The organism is Verrucomicrobiia bacterium (assembly GCA_035765895.1).
Taxonomy (GTDB): Bacteria; Verrucomicrobiota; Verrucomicrobiia; order Limisphaerales; family DSYF01; genus DSYF01.
In genome coordinates, this window is sequence record DASTWL010000078.1 from 52,867 (window position 1) to 76,078 (window position 23,212).

Annotated in this window: 22 protein-coding genes; 5 read left to right on the plus strand and 17 right to left on the minus strand. The window is 59.6% G+C overall.

The genetic code is table 11. From position 1 onward, the window contains the following. Positions 1-3: 3 nt before the first annotated feature. The gene (locus tag VFV96_15380; protein HEU5071786.1) at positions 4-465 is read right to left on the minus strand and encodes a YbaK/EbsC family protein; all 462 of its coding nucleotides are present in this window, start codon (positions 463-465) and stop codon (positions 4-6) included. A 204-nt stretch (positions 466-669) separates the two neighbouring features. Next, complete coding sequence (locus tag VFV96_15385; GenBank protein ID HEU5071787.1) at positions 670-2,148, minus strand: hypothetical protein; 1,479 nt, start codon at positions 2,146-2,148, stop codon at positions 670-672. A 161-nt stretch (positions 2,149-2,309) separates the two neighbouring features. Here VFV96_15385 and VFV96_15390 point away from each other — a divergent pair, with 161 nt between their 5' ends. From VFV96_15390 to hisS, 5 genes are all read left to right on the plus strand, one after another. Continuing rightward, positions 2,310-3,983 carry a DUF4080 domain-containing protein gene (locus tag VFV96_15390; protein ID HEU5071788.1) on the plus strand — a complete coding sequence of 558 codons (1,674 nt, stop codon included), beginning with the start codon at positions 2,310-2,312 and terminating at the stop codon, positions 3,981-3,983. Between the two features lie 44 nt (positions 3,984-4,027). Next, the gene (locus VFV96_15395; GenBank protein ID HEU5071789.1) at positions 4,028-4,192 is read left to right on the plus strand and encodes a hypothetical protein; all 165 of its coding nucleotides are present in this window, start codon (positions 4,028-4,030) and stop codon (positions 4,190-4,192) included. 46 nt (positions 4,193-4,238) lie between these two features. Continuing rightward, positions 4,239-4,691, plus strand: coding sequence for a D-aminoacyl-tRNA deacylase (gene dtd / locus VFV96_15400; GenBank protein ID HEU5071790.1), 453 nt, complete (start codon positions 4,239-4,241; stop codon positions 4,689-4,691). A 153-nt stretch (positions 4,692-4,844) separates the two neighbouring features. After that, positions 4,845-5,174 carry an HU family DNA-binding protein gene (locus tag VFV96_15405; protein HEU5071791.1) on the plus strand — a complete coding sequence of 110 codons (330 nt, stop codon included), beginning with the start codon at positions 4,845-4,847 and terminating at the stop codon, positions 5,172-5,174. Between the two features lie 108 nt (positions 5,175-5,282). After that, positions 5,283-6,536: a histidine--tRNA ligase gene (gene hisS / locus VFV96_15410; protein ID HEU5071792.1), complete on the plus strand. Its 1,254-nt coding sequence runs from the start codon at positions 5,283-5,285 to the stop codon at positions 6,534-6,536. A 65-nt stretch (positions 6,537-6,601) separates the two neighbouring features. Here hisS and rplS read toward each other — a convergent pair whose 3' ends face one another. The 15 genes from rplS to rpoB all read right to left on the minus strand — a co-directional run bounded on the left by rplS (position 6,602) and on the right by rpoB (position 23,132). Beyond that, entirely contained in the window at positions 6,602-6,967 is a 366-nt protein-coding gene (gene rplS, locus VFV96_15415) for a 50S ribosomal protein L19 (GenBank protein HEU5071793.1), read from the minus strand. 12 nt (positions 6,968-6,979) lie between these two features. After that, the gene (gene trmD, locus VFV96_15420) at positions 6,980-7,672 is read right to left on the minus strand and encodes a tRNA (guanosine(37)-N1)-methyltransferase TrmD (protein ID HEU5071794.1); all 693 of its coding nucleotides are present in this window, start codon (positions 7,670-7,672) and stop codon (positions 6,980-6,982) included. 42 nt (positions 7,673-7,714) lie between these two features. Further along, positions 7,715-7,960, minus strand: coding sequence for a KH domain-containing protein (locus VFV96_15425; protein HEU5071795.1), 246 nt, complete (start codon positions 7,958-7,960; stop codon positions 7,715-7,717). Positions 7,961-7,968: 8 nt separating this feature from the next. Continuing rightward, complete coding sequence (gene rpsP, locus VFV96_15430; protein HEU5071796.1) at positions 7,969-8,223, minus strand: 30S ribosomal protein S16; 255 nt, start codon at positions 8,221-8,223, stop codon at positions 7,969-7,971. A gap of 296 nt (positions 8,224-8,519) precedes the next feature. Next, positions 8,520-9,005 (minus strand): hypothetical protein, encoded by a 486-nt coding sequence (locus tag VFV96_15435; protein ID HEU5071797.1) that lies wholly within the window; start codon positions 9,003-9,005, stop codon positions 8,520-8,522. Positions 9,006-9,080: 75 nt separating this feature from the next. After that, a complete protein-coding gene (locus tag VFV96_15440) occupies positions 9,081-9,611 on the minus strand; it encodes an acyloxyacyl hydrolase (GenBank protein ID HEU5071798.1) in 531 nt (176 codons plus the stop codon). Positions 9,612-9,790: 179 nt separating this feature from the next. Further along, a complete protein-coding gene (gene rplW / locus VFV96_15445) occupies positions 9,791-10,072 on the minus strand; it encodes a 50S ribosomal protein L23 (GenBank protein ID HEU5071799.1) in 282 nt (93 codons plus the stop codon). Beyond that, the gene (gene rplD / locus VFV96_15450) at positions 10,069-10,701 is read right to left on the minus strand and encodes a 50S ribosomal protein L4 (GenBank protein ID HEU5071800.1); all 633 of its coding nucleotides are present in this window, start codon (positions 10,699-10,701) and stop codon (positions 10,069-10,071) included. The genes rplW and rplD overlap by 4 nt, the downstream gene beginning before the upstream one ends. Before the next feature lie 12 nt (positions 10,702-10,713). Next, the gene (rplC, locus tag VFV96_15455; GenBank protein HEU5071801.1) at positions 10,714-11,430 is read right to left on the minus strand and encodes a 50S ribosomal protein L3; all 717 of its coding nucleotides are present in this window, start codon (positions 11,428-11,430) and stop codon (positions 10,714-10,716) included. A 9-nt stretch (positions 11,431-11,439) separates the two neighbouring features. Then, positions 11,440-11,748: a 30S ribosomal protein S10 gene (gene rpsJ / locus VFV96_15460; GenBank protein ID HEU5071802.1), complete on the minus strand. Its 309-nt coding sequence runs from the start codon at positions 11,746-11,748 to the stop codon at positions 11,440-11,442. Between the two features lie 33 nt (positions 11,749-11,781). Further along, positions 11,782-13,959, minus strand: a complete 2,178-nt coding sequence (fusA, locus tag VFV96_15465; protein HEU5071803.1) for an elongation factor G — start codon at positions 13,957-13,959, stop codon at positions 11,782-11,784. Between the two features lie 72 nt (positions 13,960-14,031). After that, entirely contained in the window at positions 14,032-14,505 is a 474-nt protein-coding gene (gene rpsG, locus VFV96_15470; GenBank protein HEU5071804.1) for a 30S ribosomal protein S7, read from the minus strand. A gap of 14 nt (positions 14,506-14,519) precedes the next feature. Next, positions 14,520-14,924 (minus strand): 30S ribosomal protein S12, encoded by a 405-nt coding sequence (gene rpsL, locus VFV96_15475; GenBank protein ID HEU5071805.1) that lies wholly within the window; start codon positions 14,922-14,924, stop codon positions 14,520-14,522. Positions 14,925-15,042: 118 nt separating this feature from the next. Then, positions 15,043-19,179, minus strand: coding sequence for a DNA-directed RNA polymerase subunit beta' (gene rpoC / locus VFV96_15480; GenBank protein HEU5071806.1), 4,137 nt, complete (start codon positions 19,177-19,179; stop codon positions 15,043-15,045). A gap of 44 nt (positions 19,180-19,223) precedes the next feature. Further along, positions 19,224-23,132, minus strand: a complete 3,909-nt coding sequence (gene rpoB, locus VFV96_15485) for a DNA-directed RNA polymerase subunit beta (protein HEU5071807.1) — start codon at positions 23,130-23,132, stop codon at positions 19,224-19,226. Positions 23,133-23,212: the final 80 nt, after the last annotated feature.

Sequence of the window (23,212 nt, forward strand, 5' to 3'; positions counted from 1 at the left end):
ACCTCACGTCGTAAACGCGAGGACCTTCGGCTTCACGAGGCGTTCAAAGTCGTCGTAGCTCATGCGAATGACCTCGACGTGCGAGCCGGCGTTGAAGGCGATTTCCTTGTTCAACGTCAGCTCGTCGGCCACATAAACGTCCATGTTGTAAAGGTTGCCGAACGGCGGCATCGCCCCCACCTCGCAGTCGGGGAAGCGCGCCTTGAACTCAGCTTCGGAGGCAAACTTCACATCTTCGCAGCCGGTCAACTCGCGCATGTCCTGCACGACCACTTTGCGCGTGGCCGGCAGCACCGCCATTGCCATTTTGCCGTCAAGTTCGATAATCACGACCTTCGCCATCGCGCGGCCGGGCATGTGCAGCGATTGGGCGACTTCTTGAGCCGTGTAAGCCGCCGAGTGAATGATGCTCACGTATTTGATGCGGTTCGCATCGAGAAACTGCTTCAGCGTTTGGACTGGCATAATCCGCTCCTTCCTTTTGGGTTTGGTGCAACGTAAGCCCACCCACCACAGACGCGCAAGCGACCGCGTCACCGCCCGCACTGGACACATTTTCCCCGGCGCCTTTTCCGCGGCGAGCCCCCTCTTCAGCCAACGATCAGCCGCGCGCCGGAAACCAGTTGCGCAGCGTTGCGCTGGGCCGGCAAACACTTCTCCCCAGCGAGGTTATTTCGGCGATTCGGGCCAGACGGCGGCAGGCCAGACCACGTCCTTGCCGCTCCAGAACTCAATCTTCGATCCCGGAACACGCGGCGTAGGATCGCCCCCGTCATCGCGACCATCTTCGCCAACGGAGTAAAGCGTGAACGTGCCGTCCGCATTCCGCCGATAATGAAGTGGTGTGCCGCTCCAAGGGTCCATCAAAGGCTTGGCCAGATACTGTGGTGTCAGCTCAGTCAGGCTGACTGGGTAATGACCGTTTTGTCGTTGAAAACGGAGCAACGCGATGACGGTAATGGTCATGCGCCGCTGGGTTTCTTCGCGAATCACAACCTCGAACGCCTTGTTGTAGTTGGGCACAGCGACCGCACTGAACAGGTGACGATACTTTTGCAACGGCGTGTTCATTGTGTGCTCAAAATCGTCGAATTGCGCCCGGACCCGCGCCCGGACCCTCACGCCGCTGGCATTTCTCTCCAGTTCACGAATTGTCTCCACCTGTTGTTGCGCGTGCTGGAGAAAGAACAGTTCGTCGTCGTCGATGTGCCCGTGCCAGTAAAGCCCCACGGCCCGGTCGCGCAAACCGGCCAGACTTGACGCCCGCGACGCAGTGCCCAGTGCCAACATGCTCCGCTGCGCATTCAGGTCCGCCTGGCGCATGAGCGCAAACGCTTGTTCGCCGAACAATCGCTCACCCGCGAACCCCTGCTCCAGCGCGACAAATAAATCAATCCGCTCCCAGTCCTGTTGCAAGGCCCGCAGGCTTGTCTCGTCCCAGCCGTTGGCCGGCACCGCTTCCCACGTCACAGCCAGACCAAGCCCGGAAATGGCCACGCGAATCATGGCACTGACCAGCGTCCAATCATCGCGATGCACCAGAGCCAGTTGTGTCAGCGCGTGCAGGTCCGCCCGGGCCTCGGGCAGTTGGTTTTCATGCAAGGCGTTGAGGCAATCCGCTGCGAGAAATTGCGCCACGATCCGCTTTTGCACGTGGGGATTCCTGGGCTGATTCGGAGCGAACAGATTGGTGTAATTCCAACCGAAATGCCGCGGCGGATGCTCCAGTTCCGCGCGCAATTCGGCCAGCAACGGGGCGGCGGATTGCATGTCGCCGGCCAGGTTTTCCCAGCTCAAATGGGCAGACGCATTCGTGTTGCGGGTGATTGACGGAACGCCGTCCTGTGCCCAAGCCACAACCGCCCGCCCCGGCGCCTCGAAGTGCATGATTTCCGTGGAACCCGGGATGCTTGATTTCGTTCGCAGGCGGTCGGCCAAGGCTGCGAAGTGTTCCAGATTGGCATTGGTTTCCAGCGGGAACGGATAACCGGCCTCCTCAAACGTCAGTTTCTCACCTTGCCCGCGCAGCTTCGCCTTGTAAGCCATCAGCGCCCGGTGCGCCTTGATGCGCTCCCTTGAAGTCATCAGCATCACCGAGCTGACCAGCACCGCGATGGCGATCAAGGCAATGATGAGCTTCTTTTTCATCCGGCCATCAGGAGGCGCTCAGGCAATCAAAACCCGGCGCAAAGGGAAAGTTTCGATTCGGAGCGCAGACAGCTGAAACGGCGAGGTCCAATTCCCATCAGTAACTGGTCTCGCGGACCTCGGTGGTTTCAATTCCGCATTCGAGCTGCTACGCTGTCGCCATGCCGGACATCGTGCTCAGCACGCTCAACGCGAAATACATTCACGCTGCGTTTGGACTGCGCTACCTCTTCGCCAACCTGGGCGAATTGCAGTCGCGCGCCGCCCTCGCCGAGTTCGACATCAACCAGCGCCCACTCGACATTGCCGAAGCGCTGCTGGCCCGCAACCCGCGCATCATCGGGCTGGGGGTTTACATCTGGAATGTAACGCCCACCACTGAACTCGTGGCGACCCTTAAGCGCATCCGCCCGGAGATCATCATCGTGCTGGGCGGACCGGAAGTGAGCCACGAAACGGAACAGCAGCCAATCGTTCAATTGGCAGATCACGTGATCACGGGCGAGGGCGATTTGGAATTCACGCGCGTGTGCGGCAAACTGCTGGAGTGCTGGTTTCCGGACCGCCCCAAAGACGGCGAAGCACCCGCCCGATCGGAACCTGGGGCTCCGCTGCCCAAAATTCTGCCGGCTCCCCTGCCCGACTTTTCGCAGTTGAAGTTGCCCTATGATTGCTACACAGATGCCGACATTGCGCATCGGGTGCTTTACGTCGAGGCATCACGCGGGTGCCCGTTTTCGTGTGAGTTTTGCCTCTCGTCACTGGACGTCCCCGTGCGTCAAGCGCCATTGCCTGAGTTTCTTGCCGCAATGCAACGGCTGCTGGATCGGGGGGCAACGCAACTCAAGTTCGTGGACCGCACCTTCAATCTGAACGTGGCAACGAGCCGCGCAATTCTCGAATTCTGCCTCCGGAACTGTCAACCGGGGCGTTTCTTCCACTTCGAGATGGTGCCGGACCGGCTGCCTGAAGCGTTGCGCGAGATCATCGCGAAGTTTCCACCAGGCGCGCTCCAATTCGAGATCGGCGTGCAGACATTCGACGAGCCCACGGCAGCACGCATCAGCCGGCGGCAGAACTACGCCCGGCTGGGGGAAAACTTTTGCTGGCTGCGCAACCATACGGGCGTGCATCTCCACGCGGACCTCATTGCCGGCTTGCCGGGCGAATCGCTGGAGAGTTTTGGTGCCGGGTTCGACCGGCTCGTGGCGCTGGGGCCGCAAGAGATTCAAGTCGGCATCCTGAAACGACTGCGAGGCACGCCGATTGTTCGTCACGACTCGGAATGGGCCATGGTTTACAACCCGCACCCGCCTTATGAAATCCTTCAAAACAGGCTGCTCGATTTCGCTGTCATGCAACGGCTGCGCCGGTTTGCACGTTACTGGGACCTGGTTGGCAACAGCGGCAACTTCGTGGCAACCACGCCGCTGATCTGGGCCGCCGGATCGAATTACCATCCTTCCGCATGCGCCAATGAACGGCTGAACATGGCCTCCGATGCCACCCCGCAGCGGACCGGCGCCTTCCCAGCCCACCCGCCATCGCCATTTCACAGTTTCCTGCGCTGGTCAGACTGGTTATTTGCGCAAATCGGGCGCACTGACAGCATTGCGTTGAACCGGCTGGCGGAGTTGTTGTTCAACTTCCTGACGGGCGAACGCAGGCTGGATGCCGGCCTCGTAGCCGAAGCGCTCTGGCGCGATTATCAGCGTGGAGGCCGGCGGGATCAGCCTGAGTTTTTGCGTCCTTTGCTGCCTTCGTCCGGACCCAAAGGCCAATCTGGCAACGGACAGCGCACATCACTCAAGCGCCAGGCCCGACACCTTGCCTGACTCAGTTGGCTTGCGTGAGGACGCCACTTCGCTACCCTGCAGCCATGAAGTTTGCTCTGGCATTGTTCACTTATCTGGTCATGGCCGCGATCATTGCATGGGGAATTTTGGTGGCCGTTCATCCGGGCGGCAAGCCATGGTTGTTGATCGGCGCGCTCGTTGCCTACCTCGTGATCATCGCTCGCACAGGCTGCACGGAAACGCACTGAGCCCGACATTCCTCGTCGAGCGAGGGGCTCCATCCGGTCATCCCGCATGCGCGCCGTCATCCAACGCGTGACCGAGGGCAGCGTCACCATCGCGGGCGTCACCAAGGGCAGGATTGGGCGCGGCTTGCTGGTGTTGGTGGCCATTGAGGAGGCGGACGCCGCGGCGGACATCGAATGGCTCAGCGGCAAGATCGCGCGGCTGCGCGTCTTCAACGACCCCAATGGCGTTCCCAACCTCTCCCTTCAAGACGTGGGCGGAGAACTGCTGGTGGTGAGTCAGTTCACCCTTTTTGCCAGCACCCGAAAAGGCAATCGCCCGTCCTACGTGCGTGCCGCGCGTCCCGAATGCGCCATACCGCTTTACGAACAATTCCTCGCCCAACTCGGCAAGGACACCGGCAAAGCCCCGCAAACCGGTGAATTTGGGGCAGACATGCAGGTGCAGCTCTGCAACGACGGTCCGATTACCATTCTCATTGATTCCAGGCGGCGGGAATGACGAAAGCCATTCCACGTCAATAGCTTTTGCCTGGCTTTTGCGTCCCGTGGCGACCCTCGATCCGGGGGCCCGCCAGCCTTCTTTTCTTGACCGTTGGCAGTAAGAGGTTTATAGAGACGAAGGCAGGCACAACCTTCAACTCGCATAAAAGCTATGGCACTCACGAAACGAGACTTGGTGGTTCGGATCAGCAACGAAACAGGCTTGGTGCAGCAGCAGGTGCTTGATGTGGTTCAAAAGACACTCGATTACATCGCTGACGCGCTGGCCCATGGTGAAAAAGTTGAACTGCGGAACTTTGGGGTTTTCGAAGTGAAGATCCGCAAGGCTCGGGTGGGCCGGAATCCCAACGCGCCGGAAACGGACGTGCCGATTCCGCAACGTGCCGTCGTGAAGTTCAAAGCAGGGAAGGAAATGCGGGCTGATGTGCTCAAGCTCTCTCCGCCCGCGCAACAACCCCCGCCCACCGCGCCGCAAGGTTAAGGTTCACCATCGCCCGCTGCATCCCGGCGGGCTTTTTCGTTCGTCCCGCAGCGAAGGGAGGTTTTGCCTTCTCCCCTGCCTTCGGTCCCAGTAGCTTTCCGCCGCTTTATGGAACGTTTGCCCGGTTTTCGTGATTTTTTTCCCGAGCCCCTGCCGCACGGTGATGCGTGGAGTGCCGACGCGCGCCAATACATTTTCGACCGGTGGCGCACGCTCGCCCGCCGTTACGGCTTTCGCGAATACGATGGTCCGCCGCTGGAGCCGCTGGAGCTTTACACCACCAAGAGCGGTGATGAAATCGTCCGGCAGCTTTACAATTTCACCGACAAGGGAAACCGGGAGGTGGCCCTGCGGCCCGAAATGACCCCGACCCTGGCCCGGATGGCTGGTGCCCACGAACGGAACTACAAAAAGCCCATCAAGTGGTTCGCCATCCCGCAATTGTTTCGCTACGAAAAGCAGCAAAAGGGCCGGCTGCGCGAGCACTTCCAGTTCAACGCTGACATCTTGGGCGAAACCGATCCGGCCGCGGACGCCGAGCTGATGGCACTGCTCATTGACACACTCCGTTCGTTCGGTCTCACGGCCGAGGATTTTTGCGTCCGTCTGAGCAGTCGCCGCGCGTGGCAGGAATTCTACACGAGCCGGCATGGCGATCCCGCCAGGGCCTACGAATTCTATCAGGCCGTGGACAAACTGGAGCGTGAATCACCCGAAGCCACCGACCAGAAACTGCGCAGCGTCGGCACGTCGCTTGATGAAGTGACCCGTTTCATCGAAGCCGGGGAGCCGACGGCCGAGTTGCAGCACATTCTCGACAACCTGTCCGCCCGACAGATGGGCGAATTCGTGAAGGTGGATTATCGCGTCATTCGCGGACTGGCCTATTATACGGGACCGGTCTTCGAGGCATTTGACAAGAAGGGCGAATTCCGCGCCATTGCCGGCGGCGGACGCTATGACAACCTAGTCAAGTTGATCAGTGGCGGAAAGGTGGACATGCCCGCGCTCGGCTTTGGCATGGGCGACGTGGTGCTGTTTGAACTGCTGAAGGCCCGCGGCGTGCTGCCAAATTTTGACGGCCGCCTCGATGCGTTCGTGCTGGTCGAAGACGAAGCGCTGCGCGCCGAATCGATCGCCCTGGTGCAACAACTGCGCTCCGCCGGCTTCGCCGTGGACTTCGCCCTGACGCCGGCAAAGCCAGACAAGCAATTCAAACGCGCCCAGGAATTGAAGGCGCTGCGCACCGTCAGACTGGAACGTCAAGACGACGGACTCCGCGTGCGGGTGCGGCAGCTGGCCACCCGGCAGGAAAACGTTCTGCCGCTCAGTGAACTCGTTGCCTGGCTCCGCGGCCAGTGAGCGTGATGGCAAAAAAGTTGAGGGCGGGGTTTCCCCCGCCCTCTTCCGTGTAAAAACTGATGGGTTTACTTCGCCGCCGCCGTCGCCGCTTCCTTGACCAGCGTCGCGCCCTTGCCAATCCGTTTGCGCAAGTAGGTCAGTTTGGCCCGGCGAACGTCACCCCGACGCTCAACCTCGATTTTGTCCACACGCGGTGAGTGAACGGGGAAAATACGCTCCACGCCCTCGCCATAGCTGATGCGGCGGACGGTAAAGCTTTCGTTCAACCCGTGGCCGCGGCGGCCGATCACAACACCCGCAAAAACCTGAATGCGCTCCTTGTCGCCTTCCACAACCTTCGTATGCACGCGCACGCTGTCACCCACGTTAAACGCGGGTGTCTCCTGGCGATACTGTTCCTTCTCAATCTTGTCCAACAATGCCTGGTTCATATGCTCTGCCTTTCAAGTCTGTCTTTTGCTTTGGTCAAAATCCGTCAAATCCGGCCGGCGCCGCGCCGTTCTGAGGCGCGCCTGCTGTTCCCGCCACCGGGCGATCTCCGCATGGTTGCCCGACAACAACACGTCGGGAACTTTCATGCCGCGAAAGTCCGCCGGGCGCGTGTAATGCGGGTATTCCAACAGCCCCTGGCTGAAGGACTCGTCCCTCGAACTTTCATCGTCGCCCAGCACGCCGGGCAGCAATCGCGTCACGGCGTCAATGACGACCATCGCCGGCAACGCGCCGTTGGTCAGGACAAAGTCGCCGATTGACAATTCGTCGTCCGCCAATCCTTCGCGAATGCGCTCGTCAAACCCTTCATAACTGCCACACACCAGCAGCAGATGCTCTTTTTGCGCCAGTTCGCGAGCCACTGACTGGTCGAACTTTCTGCCCTGCGGACAGAGCAGGATTACCTGAGTCCGCTCATCGCTGAGATGTTCCACTGCTTCAAAGATCGGCTCCGGCTTCAACAGCATTCCCGGACCGCCACCGAACGGACGATCATCCACCGTTTTGTGCCGGTCGTGCGTCCAGTCGCGGAGGTTGTGAATCCCCAGTTGCAGGATTCCCGCCTCCCGCGCCCGCTTGACGATGCTTTCATCGAGCGGCCCGGAAAACATTCCGGGAAAAAGTGTGAGCACGTCGATTTTCATGCTCGCGTGATGCCCTGCTGAAGGCAAGGCATTGGCCGGCGCTCAGTGAGCCGGCTTTTCGTCCACCAATTCCACGGTGCAGCGCACTCCCTGCTTCGCGCTGCCCGCCTGCAACAACGTGCGGATCGCATTGATTGTCTGGCCTTGACGACCAATCACCCGGCCTGCGTCGGCCGGATTCAATCGCAATTCATAAATCGTCTGGCCGGCTCGTTCAACAGGCGTCACAGAGACGGCCTCCGGATCCTGAACCAGACCTTTGACGACGTATTCCAGAAAAGCCTGCATGCGCCAGCTCAGGCAGCCGCGGCGGCTTTGGTCGCCTTCTTGATGAAGCTGGCCACGGTGTCGCTCGGCTGTGCACCGACACTCACCCAATAATTGGCCCGCTCCAAGTTCAGCTTGACCTTGTCCGTTTTCTGAAGCGGCAGATAGGTGCCGATTTCTTCGATAAACTTGCCGTCGCGCTTGCTCCGACCATCCGCCACCACGATGCGGTAAGCCGGCGTGTTCTTCGCACCAACGCGCTTGAGACGAATTTTGACTGCCATAATCGTAATTTCTCGGCGGCCGGCCGGGCGCAACCATGCATCGGCCAATACCACCATGCCAAAGGAGCGAGGACAGTAGTCATGCCCCGCGAACTTGGCAAGCTCTCATTTGGCTTGAAATGATCTCCACCTACACGCCGTCTCGTGGAAAAATGCGAAAAAACTTGGTCTTCCCACCTGCCTGCCCCGCTCAATGACAACCCGGACCGGGCATGTCAAACGGGCCAGCACGGGCCAGTGAATTTCGCTCGTCCAGCGGTCCGGTGCACACGCGATTTCACGCCGCCCTCATCGGCTCAGATGGCCTGGCTAAGGCAAGTCAATGCCGGTGCAGCACTTGGTGGACTTAGGCAAATCGAGAACTTTGCCGCCGTGGCCTTGAACGTGGACTGGCTGCCGCCACGCGTAAATGAAACCCAGCCGGCGGCGTTATTCATTAAGAATGTTCTCAGGTCACAGCCCACGCGTCGGCTTTTGGTGCGAGCACAAAAGGCAGATTGGGGGTTGTCTCCGCCAACCCGTCTGGGGATGCGAGTCATGGAGAAATGATCGAAGATCAGCCGCACAACCGGCGAAACACACAACATCACAACCATCGAGGGAACGCGATCACCGCTGCTCCGCTTGGCGCGCTTTGCTGCAAATATTCCGCTTCCCAAACCAATCATGGGCACATCGGACTTGAGCAATGCCGCCCCCCCACACGGGCTGGAGGCATTTGACAGGTGCCACTCGACCATCGCCCGCACCGTCACGGACGCCAATTTGAAATCAGCCAACATGACTCCCGTTGATCGGGAGCGGAATTGGAACGGACGTTGATGGGATTTGAAAAGCAGCGCGCCATAAAGTCGCCGCTAAAAACCGCACCCGACATAAAACATGTGCATGTTCATCCCTTGATTATCCCGGCTCAAACCCGCATTGGACATGTGTTGAAGACGGTAGCCGACCTCAAGGCGTCGGGCGATGTGCCACACCAGTCCAATATGGGAGGTAAACTGGAGTGGAATCCCCAGATCATGCCGGCCAAAAGTGTCATGGCTAAGCCAAGTGGGGCTGACGCCGCCTTCAACGGTCACGGGAAAAGTTCCGCGCGACAATGACAGCCGCGGACCCAGCGTGCCAACGAACGCATCAGTGTGGTCGGCTCCCAGCCAGCCAAGGGAAAGATCCAGGTGCGAATCGAGCTTCCACCCGGCTCCCAGGTCCCACTGCCAAGGCAGCGAAAAACTGACAACGGCTTCCGCCTGGTGAAAAGCACTGCTGAAATCATTCGCGCCAAATCCATAGCGGGCGCCCATTGACTCGAGCCGGATCTGCGACAGGTCGCCGCCAAACGCAAGGCACGCAAAAAAGACAATTCCCACCCCGCCAGCAACAGTCATTCGCATAGTCAACACGCAGCCGCAGCGAACCGGGAGTGTCTAGAGTGATTCTACAAACTTGCAGCCGGCCTCCACGGTGAAGCACACGACGTATCCATGCTTACCGCCTCGCATCCGGTCACGAAAAGAAAAAAGAGGGCAGACTCAACGTCTGCCCTCCTGAAGATACCTGTCAAGGTTCAGGTCAACTGGATTTTGTCACCTTCCTTGAGGGTGACAATGGCCTTCTTCCAGTCGCGGTCCTTGCCCGCCTGATGAGTGCGCTGGCGGCGGCTCTTGCCGCGGACATTGAGCGTGTTGCATGCGGTCACCTTGACCTTGAAGAGTTCCTCGACCGCCTTGCGGATCTGGATCTTCGTGGCGCGCCGGTCGCAAACGACCGTGTATTGGTTGTATTTTTCCCCCTGCCGCGTGCCCTTTTCGGTCAGGCGGACAGTTTTGACGATGTCGAAGCTGTTCATTCGTTTTCCTTGGCGAGACGGGCTTCCACCTTCTCGAACGAGCCCTTGGTGAACACGAGCTTGTCCGGACGCAGCACGTCGTAGGTGTTGAGGTTGGCGCTCGTGGTGATCGCGAGGTCGGGAATGTTCCGCGAGGCGAGCACGAGGTTTTTGTCCACGCCCGGCTGGACGATGAGGGTGGTGCCTTCGAGCTTCAACGCAGCGAGAACCGCGACCATCTCCTTGGTCTTGGGCGCCGCAAGCTTGAGGTCGTCCACAATGATCACGTCACCGGCCTTAAGGCGTTCGCTGAGCGCCTTGCGAAGCGCGAGGTCGCGGGTCTTCTTGTTGACCTTCTTGGAGAAGTCGCGGGGCTTGGGTCCGAAAACCACGCCACCCCCCGGCCACAGCGGTGAGCGGAACGAGCCCGCTCGGGCGCGGCCGGTGCCCTTCTGACGCCACGGTTTCTTGTTGGTGCCGGCGACTTCGCCAACGGTCTTGGTGCAGGCGGTGCCGCTGCGTTGAGCGGCGCGATACGCGACCACAACGTCGTGAACAGCCTGCTCGCCCTTGGAGTTGTCAATCAGCGGGAACTTCACTTCGAGTTCGCCCGCGCTGTTGCCCTTCGTGTCTTGAATTTTCAGTTTCATGGCGCGTGCTCCTTACTTCTTCTTGTCCTTCTTGCCGGCGGACGCCACGGGCTTCTTCCAACCCTTCGGGCGCTTCTTGGATTCGCGGATGATGACGTAGTCACCTTCCGAGCCGGGCATGGAGCCTTTGATGAGAAGGATGTTGTCTTCGGGACGAACTTGAACAACTTCGAGGTTCTGCACGGTGCGGCGCACCTGGCCCATGTGACCGGGCATCTTCATACCGCGCATGACCGTGCCGGGAAACAAACGCTGGCCGATGGCGCCGGACCGGCGGTGCCAGCCCTTCGCACCGTGCGTGGAGTCACCACCACGGAAGGCGTGACGGCCGACAACGCCCTCAAAGCCGCGACCCTTGGTGACGCCGATGCAGTCCACGTAATCACCCACGGCGAAAACGTCCGGACCGAGCAATTCACCAGCCTTCACTTCCTTGGAGAAGTTGCGGAACTCGCGAATGCGTTGCACACCGTTGAGAGCGTCGGTGCTCTTGTCCTTCACCTCCAAGCCGAATTTTTTCAGATGACCGAGCTTGGGCTTGGTCAGGCGTTGCGGCTTTTGCGCGCCGAAGCCAAGCTGGACGGCGCTGTAGCCGTCCTTGCTGTCCTTGGTCTTCACCTGCAGCACCCGGTTCGGGCCGGCGAGCATAACGGTGACGGGGGTGATGACGCCATTCGCGTCGTAAACGCGGGTATGGCCCAATTTTTTGGCAATTAGTCCTACTGGCATGGCACGTCCTTAGATCTTGATGGTGATGTCCACGCCCGCAGGCAGGTTCAGTTTCTTCAACTCATCCACGGTCTTGGCCGTCGGCTCGATGATGTCAATGAGCCGCTTGTGCGTGCGTTGCTCGAAGGTCTCCTGGGACTTCTTGTCAGCGTGCGGGGAACGTTGAACGGTAAACCGCTCCACGCGTGTGGGAAGCGGAATGGGACCGGCGACCCGGGCGCCCGTGCGTTTGACGGTGTCCGAGATTTCGCGGGCGGATTGGTCAATGACGCGATGGTCAAAGGCCTTCAATCGGATTCGAATGCGTTGTCCTGCCATACAAAGAACGATTTTCTGTTAATGGTTTTAGGTTTAGCTCCGGGCCGCGGGTCTGTTCTTGGCGGTATCCAGAATCTTTTCGACGATGCTGTTGGGCACTGGTTCGAAGCTGAACGGTTCCATCGAGTAGGCCGCGCGGCCCTTGGACAGCGAGCGGATGGCGGTGGCATAGCCGAACATTTCGGCCAGCGGCACCTCGGCGCGCAGGATCGAGGTTTGATCCTTGCTGTCCATCGCGGCGATTTTGCCGCGCCGACGGTTCAAGTCACCGAGCAAATCGCCCTGATATTCGTCGGGCGTAGTGACCTCCACCTTCATGATGGGTTCAAGCAAAATGGGTTTGGCGTGTTTGGCGGCTTCTTTGAGTGCAAAGATGCCCGCCATCTTGAACGCAAGTTCGTTTGAGTCCACCTCGTGGAACGAGCCGTCCACGATTTGAATCTTCAAATCCACGATCGGGTAGCCGGCCAGCACACCGCCCTTGACCGCTTCATTCAAGCCATCAATGACCGCCGGGACGTATTCCTTGGGAATCGCGCCGCCGACGATGGCGTTTTCGATTTCGACGCCCTTGCCGCGTTCGTTCGGCTCCACCTTGATGCAGGCGTGACCGTATTGACCTCGACCGCCAGACTGGCGAATGAACTTGCCTTCGCCCTCCGCCGCCGCCGTGAAGGTTTCCCGATACGCGATCTGGGGTGCTCCGGCGTTGGCCTCCACCTTGAACTCGCGCATGAGGCGGTCGCGAATGATCTCCAAGTGCAGCTCGCCCATGCCCGCGATAATGAGCTGGCCGGTTTCCTCGTTGGTAAAGCAACGGAACGTCGGATCCTCTTCCGCAAGTCGCTGGAGTCCTTCGACCATCTTCTCGCGGTCGCCCTTGGTCTTGGGCTCGATCGCCATGCTGATGACGGGTTCGGGGAACGTCGGCGGTTCGAGACTGATGTCAAACTCCTCGTCGCAGAGCGTGTCACCCGTGGTGATGTTGCGCAAACCAACCAGCGCGGCGATGTCGCCCGCATAGACAGTTTCAACGTCCAGACGCTTGTCCGCCTGAATCATCATCACGCGGCTGACACGCTCGCGCTTCCGCGTGCGGGGGTTGTAAATCGTGTCACCCTTGTTTAACTGGCCGGAATAGACCCGGAAGAACACAAGCTTGCCGACGAAGGGATCGGTCCAAAGCTTGAACGCGAGCGAGCAGAATTTGGCGTTGTCGTCCGTCGGCGCGGGCACGCGCTGCTCGGGGCTCCCGGGCACTTCGCCTTCAGCCGCGGGAATGTCCAGCGGGCTGGGCAGATAGTCCACCACCGCGTCCACGAGGAACTGCACGTTGCGCTTCTTGAAGGCCGAGCCGCCAAGCACCGGAACAAACTCGATCTTGCACGTCAGCCGGCGGATGGCCGCCTTTAACGCCTCCGGCGTGATCGGCTTCTCTTCAATGACCAGTTCCGCAATGGCGTCATCCTTGTTCGCCACAGCATCAATCAATTCGGCAAGCGCCGCCTTGGCGGTTTCCTGGTGTTCGGCCGGGATTTCGGTGACCTCAAACTTCAACCCCGCTTCATCGGTCGGATCGTAAACGATCGCCTTTTGATTCACGACATCGATGACGCCGCTCAACTTGTCTTCCTTGCCGAGCGGCAGGCCGACCGGAAACGCGTAGGCACCGAGCTTGGTGCGCATGTCGTTCAGGGCATTTTCAAAATTCGCGCCCGTGCGGTCCATCTTGTTGACGAACGCGATGCGCGGCACCTTGTATTTGGTCGCCTGGCGCCAGACCGTTTCAGACTGGGGCTGCACGCCCGCCACCCCGCAGAACACCGCCACCGCGCCGTCCAGCACGCGCATGGAACGCTCCACTTCCGCCGTGAAGTCCACGTGGCCGGGAGTGTCGATGATGTTGATGCGATGACTGACGCCTTCGAACGCCTTGTAGGTGCCGTCCTTCTTCTGCGTCCAGTAGCAGGTCGTCGCCGCCGACGTGATGGTGATGCCGCGCTCACGCTCCTGCTCCATCCAGTCGGTGACGGTGTTGCCATCGTGCACATCGCCCATCTTGTGAATGAGCCCCGTGTAAAAAAGAATGCGCTCGGTGGTCGTGGTCTTGCCCGCGTCAATGTGGGCGGCAATGCCGATGTTACGGGTGCGCTCCAGCGTGTAAGGACGCTTGGGCGAGTTGGGCGATTTGACTGTGGCTGCGTCTGACATTTTTAGTTTTCCTGCGGTCCTGAGATAAAAAGGCGCCCCAGTTGCACACCGGGGCGCAGGCCAATCTAAATTCTACCAGCGGAAGTGGGCAAAGGCCTTGTTTGCCTGGGCCATCTTGTGCACCTCATCCCGTTTCCGGATGGCGTTGCCCTGTGCTTGATAGGCCTCCATGATTTCGCCCGCGAGCGCTTCCTTCATGGGAATGCCCTTGCGCGCGTCCGCAAAATCAACAATCCAGCGCATGGCCAGCGACGCCTGCCGGTCAGCGGGAACTTCCAGCGGCACCTGATAGGTCGCACCACCCACACGGCGCGCCTTCGTTTCAATGCGCGGCTTCGCGTTGTCCACCGCACGCTGCAACACTTCAACCGGGCTGACCTGCGGCAATTTTTCCGCAATATGGTCGAACGCTCCGTAAACAATGCTCTGGGCCGTGGTTTTCTTGCCGGAAACCATCACTGTGCTGACCAGACGCGCAACGAGTGCGCTGTTGAATTTCGCATCCGCGACAACCGGACGTTTAACAGCTTGACGACGACGAGACATAATTCAGTTCAGATTTACTTGTTGGCGGCCGCAGCGGCGGCTTTCGCGTCCTTCGGGCGCTTCACGCCGTATTTGGAACGACTGACCCGGCGTTTTTCAACACCGGCAGCGTCCAGCGTTCCCCGCACAATGTGATAACGCACACCGGGCAGATCCTTCACACGACCACCGCGCACGAGCACGATGGAGTGTTCCTGCAGGTTATGCCCTTCGTCCGGGATGTAGGCAATGACTTCGTAACCATTGGTCAGGCGAACCTTGGCCACCTTGCGCATGGCCGAATTCGGCTTCTTCGGCGTGCGGGTCATGACTTGAATGCACACGCCACGACGAAACGGCGAGCCTTCCAAGGCGGGCGATTTCGACTTGATGTTCAGCTTCTTTCGCCCTTTGGCGACGAGTTGGTTGATAGTCGGCATTTAGCTCTAAATCCTCAAGTTTGTGGCTCCTTCCACCCTTATTAGCCGGGCAAACGGAGCGCGGATGTTAACAAACGACCTTTTCCTTGCAACTTGTTTTTGTCCAATTCCTCGGTTGTCAGATGGCCGCCGGCGATTCCGGCTCGACGGCTTCAACTTCCCCCGCCGGCTCTTCTTCAACAATTTCCACCAGCGGCTTGATCCGCGCCTTGCGATGCAGGTCAAAGCCGGTGCCAGCCGGGATGATGTGGCCCATGATGACGTTCTCCTTGAAACCGCGCAGATAGTCGATTTTGGACCGCGTGGCCGCTTCCGTAAGCACACGGGTGGTGTCCTGAAAGGACGCTGCGCTCAGGAAGCTCTCTGTTTCGAGCGACGCCTTGGTGATGCCCAACAGCACGGGCTGGGCTTCCGCGGGCTTGCCGCCCATTTCCTCAACCCGCTGGTTCTCGGCCTCGAACTCCAGCTTGTCGATCTGCTCACCCCACAGGAACGTGGTGTCGCCCGGCTCGGTGATGCGGACCTTGCGCAGCATCTGGCGCACGATGATTTCGATGTGCTTGTCGTTAATCGTCACACCCTGGAGACGATAAACTTCCTGCACTTCGTTGACCAGGTGCTCCTGCAATTCCTGCGGTCCGAGAACCTCCAGAATCTCATGTGGATCCATGGGGCCTTCGGTCAACTGCTGGCCCTTCTTAACGAAGTCGCCCTTGAACACGATGACGTGCTTGCCGATGGGAATAAGGTGCTCCTCTTCCAGCTGGGTCTGCGGATCCTTGATGACAATGCAGCGCTTGCCACGCACGCTCGGACCGAAGTCCACAATGCCATCAATCTTGGAGATTTCGGCAGCATCCTTGGGCCGGCGGGCCTCAAAGAGTTCCGCCACGCGCGGCAGACCGCCGGTAATGTCCTTGGTCTTCGCCGTCTTGCGCGGCGTCTTCGCGAGCAGCGTGCCGGCGACGATCTCCACGCCCTCGGTCACCACCACGTGGGCGCCCGCGGGAATCGCGTAGCTTGCCACCGCCTCCTTCTTTGCGTCGAGAATGAGGATTTGCGGATGCAAATCTTCCTTGTGCTCGATGATGACAATGTTTTCCTGGCCGGTCGTTTCGTCCAGCTCCTGCTTCATCGTCACACCCTCGATGATGTCGTGGAACTTCACCGTGCCCGCCTTCTCGGAGAGAATCGGGACATTGTGCGGATCCCACTGCACCAGCGTGTCACCCTTTTTGATCTTGCCGCCGTCGCGGACCGAAATGACGGCGCCGATGACGATGTTGTGGTTTTCCAGTTCGTGACCGTCGTCGCCAAGGAGCGAAATGGAGCCGTTCTTGTTCAACACGATCGTGTTGCCGTCTTCGAGTTCCACCGTGCGCAGCTCGTTGTAACGAATCGCGCCGTCGTGCTTCACCTTGATGATGGGCTGCTTGAACGTGCCCGCGGCCACACCACCGGTGTGGAACGTGCGCATCGTCAACTGCGTGCCGGGCTCACCAATGGATTGGGCGGCCACAATGCCAACAGCCTCGCCCAATTCGACGGCCTTCCCGGTCGCCAGATTGCGGCCGTAGCAGTGGATGCACACGCCCAGCTTGCTTTCGCAGGTCAGCACCGACCGGATCTTCACCCGCTCAATGCCTGCGTTTTCGATCGCCCGGGCCTTGAGCTCGTCGATCTCCTCGTTCGCACGAACCAGGTATTCCTTCGGGTTTGACGGATTGATGATGTCCTCGACGGAACAACGGCCGACCAGGCGATCCGCCAGTTTGACCGCAACATCGTCGCCCTCGTAAATCGGCGAGACCCAGATGCCGTTGTTGGTTCCGCAATCAACTTCGCGAATGATGACGTCCTGCGCCACGTCCACCAGCTTGCGGGTCATGTAACCCGAGTCGGCGGTCTTGAGCGCGGTGTCGGCGAGACCCTTACGGGCGCCGTGCGTCGAAATAAAGTATTCCAACACAGTCAGACCTTCACGGAAGTTTGAGAGAATCGGCTTTTCAATGATCGAGCCGTCCGGTTTGGCCATCAGCCCGCGAACGCCGGCCAGCTGGCGCACCTGCTGTTTGTTGCCGCGCGCGCCGGAGTGAACCATGAGGTAAACCGGATTGTATTCCTGCTTGCCCTGGTTGTTTTCCAGCGTGCGGAACATGACGTTGGAAATCTTGTCAGTCGCGTGGGTCCACGCGTCGATGATCTGGTTGTAGCGCTCGCCCATCGTGATAAGACCCTTGCGGTAGCGCTTCTCGATTTCCTTGATCTGCTTCTGCGCGGAATCGATTTCCTCGTCCTTTTCACGTGGAATAATCATGTCGTCGATACCGATGGAAACGCCCGCCTTGGTGGCTTCGCGGAAGCCAATTTCCTTCAGCTTGTCGAGCATGATGACGGTCTTTTCATGACCGGCGTGCTTGTAGCACTTCCAGATCATGTCTCCCAGTTCGGACTTGCGGACTTCCTTGTTGTAGAAGCCGAGTTCCGGCGGCCAGATTTCGCTGAACGTCACCCGGCCTACGGTGGTTTCAATCACCTTCTTGGTCTTGTCGCCCCAGACGGTGTCCGTGCCATGATCAGGGTTCTTGAGGAGGATGCGCTCGTGCGTCTTGAGCTCGCCGTCCGCGTGGGCAAAAACGACCTCGTCCTTGGAGCCAAACAGCAGCTTGCGCTCGCGCTGCTTGTGCACGCTGCGCGGCTCGGCCGTGAGGTAAAAGCAGCCCAGCGTAATGTCCTGCGTGGGCGTGATGATCGGCTTGCCGCTCGAAGGACTGAAGATGTTGTTGGTTGCCAGCATGAACAGCCGGGCCTCCATCTGCGCTTCCACGGATAGCGGCACGTGCACGGCCATCTGGTCGCCGTCAAAATCCGCGTTGTAAGCGGTGCAAACCAGCGGATGAATGCGGATGGCCTCACCTTCGATAAGCTGCGGTTCGAAGGCCTGGATGGACAAACGGTGAAGCGTCGGGGCGCGGTTGAGCATGACCGGATGACCCTTGGTCACTTCTTCCAAGATATCCCATACTTCCTTGGTCTGGCGTTCGATCATCTTCTTCGCGCTACGAACGGTGTGAACGTAGCCGAGTTCCTTCAAGCGGCGGATGATGAACGGCTCGAACAGCACGAGCGCCATTTTCTTGGGCAGACCGCACTGGTTGAGCTTCAGCTCAGGGCCGATGACGATGACCGAACGGCCGGAATAGTCCACGCGCTTGCCGAGCAGGTTCTGCCGGAAGCGGCCCGACTTGCCCTTGAGCATGTCGGAAAGCGACTTGAGCGAGCGGTTGCCGGCGCCGGTGACGGCGCGACCATGACGGCCGTTGTCGAACAACGCGTCCACGGCCTCCTGCAACATGCGTTTTTCGTTGCGGATGATGACTTCCGGCGTCTTGAGCGAGAGCAGGTTCTTCAGCCGGTTGTTGCGGTTGATGACACGGCGATACAGATCGTTCAGGTCGGAGGTCGCAAAGCGGCCGCCTTCCAGTGGAACCAGCGGGCGCAGGTCCGGCGGGATCACCGGGAGCACCGTGAGGATCATCCACTCGGGACGCGTCTTCGAGGAGTGCAAGCCCTGAAGCAGCTTGATGCGCTTGGCGAGCTTCTTGCGGATCTGCTTGCTCTTGGTCTGCGTCATTGCCTCCTGCAATTCATCAATGACCTTGGCCAGTTCAACCTTGGCGAGACCATCACGCACCGCTTCCGCCCCCATCTTGGCGACGAACGCGTCGGCGCCGTAGGTTTCGCGGGCTTCGCGGTATTCGTTTTCCGTGAGCAGCTGGTTCTGCTGCAGCGGCGTGCTGCCCGGGTCAATCACCATGTAGTCTTCATAGTAGATGACCCGCTCCAACTGGCGCGCGGTCATGTCGAGCACGAGGCCCAAGCGCGACGGCATGCACTTGAAGAACCAGATGTGGCTCACCGGCACGGCGAGTTCGATGTGGCCCATGCGCTCACGGCGCACCCGTGCCATCGTGACTTCAACGCCGCAGCGGTCGCAAACGACGCCGCGGTGCTTGATGCGCTTGTATTTGCCGCAGGAGCATTCCCAGTCCTTCACCGGACCGAAAATGCGTTCACAGAAGAGGCCGCCCTTCTCGGGCTTGAACGTGCGGTAATTGATCGTCTCGGGGTTCTTCACCTCGCCCTTGGACCAGGAACGAATGGCGTCCGGCGACGCGACCGAAATCGCGACGTAGTCCACCTGGTTCACCTTGTCCAGACCGAGCAACTCCCGGGTGCTTTCCTTGGCGCTGATCATATTCTTAATTCAGGGAAAATATTGCGGTTATGGTTGTCGGTTCAGGCGGCAGCCGGCGCACCCGTCAAAGCCACGGGGGCTTCCTCGGGTTGATCCACCGGATTCGTGTAACCGACCTTCACATCGAGCACGAGCGACTGCATTTCCTTCACGAGCACGTTGAACGACTCGGGAATGCCGGCCTCGAGGGCGTTGTCACCCTTGACGATGCTCTCGTAGATTCGCGTGCGGCCCTGCACGTCGTCCGACTTGACGGTGAGCAGTTCCTGCAGCGTGTAAGCGGCGCCATAGGCTTCCATGGCCCACACTTCCATTTCGCCGAAACGCTGGCCGCCATACTGCGCCTTGCCGCCCAACGGCTGCTGGGTGACGAGCGAGTAAGGCCCAACAGCGCGGGCGTGAATCTTGTCCGCGACCAGGTGTCCCAGCTTCATCATGTAGATGTAGCCGACCACCACTTCCTGATCAAACGGCTCGCCGGTGCGGCCGTCGTAGAGCCGCGCCTTGCCGTTTTCCCCAATCAAAGGTTTCTCCCTCTCGTGGCGCTGATGTTGCACGGCCTCCTTCAGATAGCCACGCACTTCCTTTTCTTTGATGCCGTCGAAGACCGGGGTGGCGATCTTGATGCCGAGCAGCTTGCACGCCCAGCCCAGGTGCGTTTCCAACACCTGGCCGACGTTCATGCGCGAGGGCACCCCCAGCGGATTCAGAACAATGTCCACCGGCGTGCCGTCGCTGAGGAACGGCATGTCCTCTTCGTGCGTGATGCGGGCCACGACACCCTTGTTGCCGTGACGGCCGGCCATCTTGTCACCCACCGAAAGCTTGCGCTTCGAGGCGATGTAAACTTTCACCGACTTGATGACGCCAGAGTCGCCGCCGCCGCCGGCCTCAAAGCGTTCGAGTTCCTCGTCATACTGCATCTGGAGGTCGTCAAACTTCTTCTTAAAGCCGCCGATGATTTCGTTGATCTTGTTGCGGATGGGCGAAGGATCGATCTCGATCCGGTCATACACTTCCGCCAGCTTGCGCAGCAGCGTCTTGGTGATCTTGCGGTTCGCAGGGATGATGATCTCACCCGTCTCGCTGTTCACCACATCGAGCGGAATCTTCTCCCCGAGGAGGATGTTGGAAAGCGCCTCAGTCAACTGATCGCTCAACTCGTCCTTCTTCTTCTTGTATTCCTCCTCGATCTGCTTGGCCGCCTTGCGCTCGTCAGAAGTCGCCTTCTCGCGGTCGGACTCCTTCTTCGAGGAAACCTTGACGTCCATGACGATGCCGTAGGTGCCGGAGGGAACCTTCAGCGAGGTGTCCTTAACGTCCGCCGCCTTTTCACCGAAGATGGCGCGCAGCAACCGTTCTTCCGGCGCCAGTTCGGTTTCGCTCTTGGGCGTGATTTTACCCACGAGGATGTCGCCGGGCTTCACTTCGGCGCCGATGCGGATGACCCCGTCCGGCCCGAGATTCTTCAACGCTTCGTCACCGAGGTTCGGGATGTCGCGCGTAATTTCCTCCGGTCCAAGCTTGGTGTCGCGGGCCGCCACTTCGAACTCATCGATGTGGATCGAGGTGAAAATGTCCTCCTTCGCGACGCGTTCACTGATCATGATTGCGTCCTCGAAGTTGTAACCGTTCCACGGCATGAACGCGACGAGCACGTTGCGACCGAGGGCGAGTTCGCCACCCTTGGTGCAGGGTCCGTCCGCAATCACCTGCCCCTTCTTCACATGGTCGCCCTTCTGGACCAGGATCTTCTGGTTGATGCAGGTCGCCGCGTTGGAGCGCATGAATTTGCGCACCTGATAAACCCACACGCCCTTCTCGGGATCGTGCTTAATTTTCTTTTTGCCCTCGGGCAGTTTGCCGTCGGCGGTGAGGATGATCTGGTCACCGTTAATGGACGCCACCTTGCCGGCCTCCTCGGCGACAATGACAGCGCGCGAGTCGCGAGCCACCCGTTCTTCCAACCCGGTCGCCACCAGCGGCGCCTCAGGCACCAACAACGGCACGGCCTGGCGTTGCATGTTCGAACCCATCAACGCGCGGTTGGCGTCGTCGTGCTCCAGGAACGGAATCAGGGATGCCGCCACCGAAACGAGCTGCTTCGGCGAAACGTCCATGTAATCCACGCGGGCCGGCTCGATGTCCACGAAGTCACCGCCACGGCAACGGCAAGGCACGCGTTCCACGGTGAAGTGGCCCTTTTCATCGACCGGCGCATTGGCCTGCGCGATGGAATAATTCTCCTCACGGTCGGCCGTGAGATACTCAATTTCGTTGGTAACGCGCCCATTGTTAACCTTCCGATAAGGGGTCTCAATGAAGCCAAAGTCATTGATGCGCGCAAATGTGGCCATTGAGGCAATGAGGCCGATGTTCGGACCTTCGGGCGTTTCAATGGGGCAAATGCGCCCGTAATGTGACGGGTGAACGTCGCGAACTTCGAAGCCCGCACGGTCGCGGCTCAGGCCGCCAGGTCCGAGGGCAGATAGACGGCGCTTGTGCGTCAACTCGGCCAGCGGATTGATCTGGTCCATGAACTGACTGAGCTGACTGCGTCCAAAAAAGTCGCGAATCACGGCGCTCAGCGCCTTCGGATTGATCAATTTCTGCGGCGTCATCTGTTCGATCGACTGATCGAACAAGGTCATGCGCTCCTTGACGAGGCGCTCGGTGCGCGCGAGGCCGACCCGGCACTGGTTGGCGAGCAACTCACCCACGGTGCGGATGCGGCGGCTGCCAAGATGGTCGATGTCGTCCAGGCTGCCTTCGCCCTTCTTGAGGCGGAGCAGATACTTGGTGGCAGCCACCAAGTCTTCCTTGGTCAGGATGCGCGAATCACCGCCCTTGATGCCGAGCTTCTGGTTGATCTTGTAACGCCCCACGCGGCCCAAGTCGTAACGCTTGGCGTCAAAGAACAGACGCTTGATGAGCGCCCGGGCGTTGGCGGCCGTGGGCGGATCGCCCGGACGCAGCCGGCGGTAAATATCCTTCAAGGCCTCCTCTTCGTTCTTCGCCGGATCCTTCTTCATGCACTTGATGATGATGCCGTCATCGAGTGCCGTATCCACGACCTTGATCCGGTTGACGCCAAGTTCGCCGATTTGCTTCACCACCGCCTTGGAAAGCGGTTCAAAGGCACGCGCCACGACCAGCCCCTTGTCCACGTCGAGCACATCCTCCGTCAGCACCTTGGTGGCGAGCGTATCGGATTTTTCGGCTTCCTTGATGGTCATCTCCTCCACGTCATAGAAGAGCTTCAAAATTTCCTCGTCCGTGCCGCGATTCTTTTCCTCGTCCTTCTTGGACTTTTCCTTGCCTTCCACGTCGAGGAACGCCAGCGCGCGGAAAAGCGTCGTGGTCAAAAATTTGCGGCGGCGCTTTTTGCGGTCGAGATAGACGTAGAGCAAATCGCTCGTGTCGAACTGGGCTTCATACCAGGAGCCGCGGTCCGGGATGATGCGGAAGGAAAAAAGCTCCTTGCCGTTCGGGTGAATGGTTTTCTCGAAGGCCAGACCGGGCGAACGATGCAACTGGCTCACGATGACGCGTTCGGCGCCATTGATGACGAACGTGCCCTGGGGTGTCATGAGCGGAAGTTCGCCCATGAACACCTTCTCCTCCTTCGTGCCCCGCTCATCCTTGAGCAGGAACGTGACGTAGAGCGGCGCGCCGTAGGTCAGGCCTTCGCGCAGGCACTCCAGCCAGTCGAGCTTGGGTTCGCCGATTTCGTAGGAATGAAAATCCAGCACGCACTTCCCATCATAGCTTTCAATGGGAAACACCTCGGTGAACACGGCCTGAAGGCCGAGATTCCGACGCTTGGAAGGAGCGACCTCCGCCTGCAAAAACTCAAGGTAGGAGTTGGTCTGCAACTCGATGAGGTTGGGCGGGGCAACGACTTCTTTGATCTTGCCGAAGTTGATACGTTCAGTTGTTCGCGATGCCATTTGGACCTTTTCTATGCTGGCCGGCTCACCCGCCGGACCGGTTCTGCCGCTAAACGATACAAGGCAAGGTTCCTGAGCGT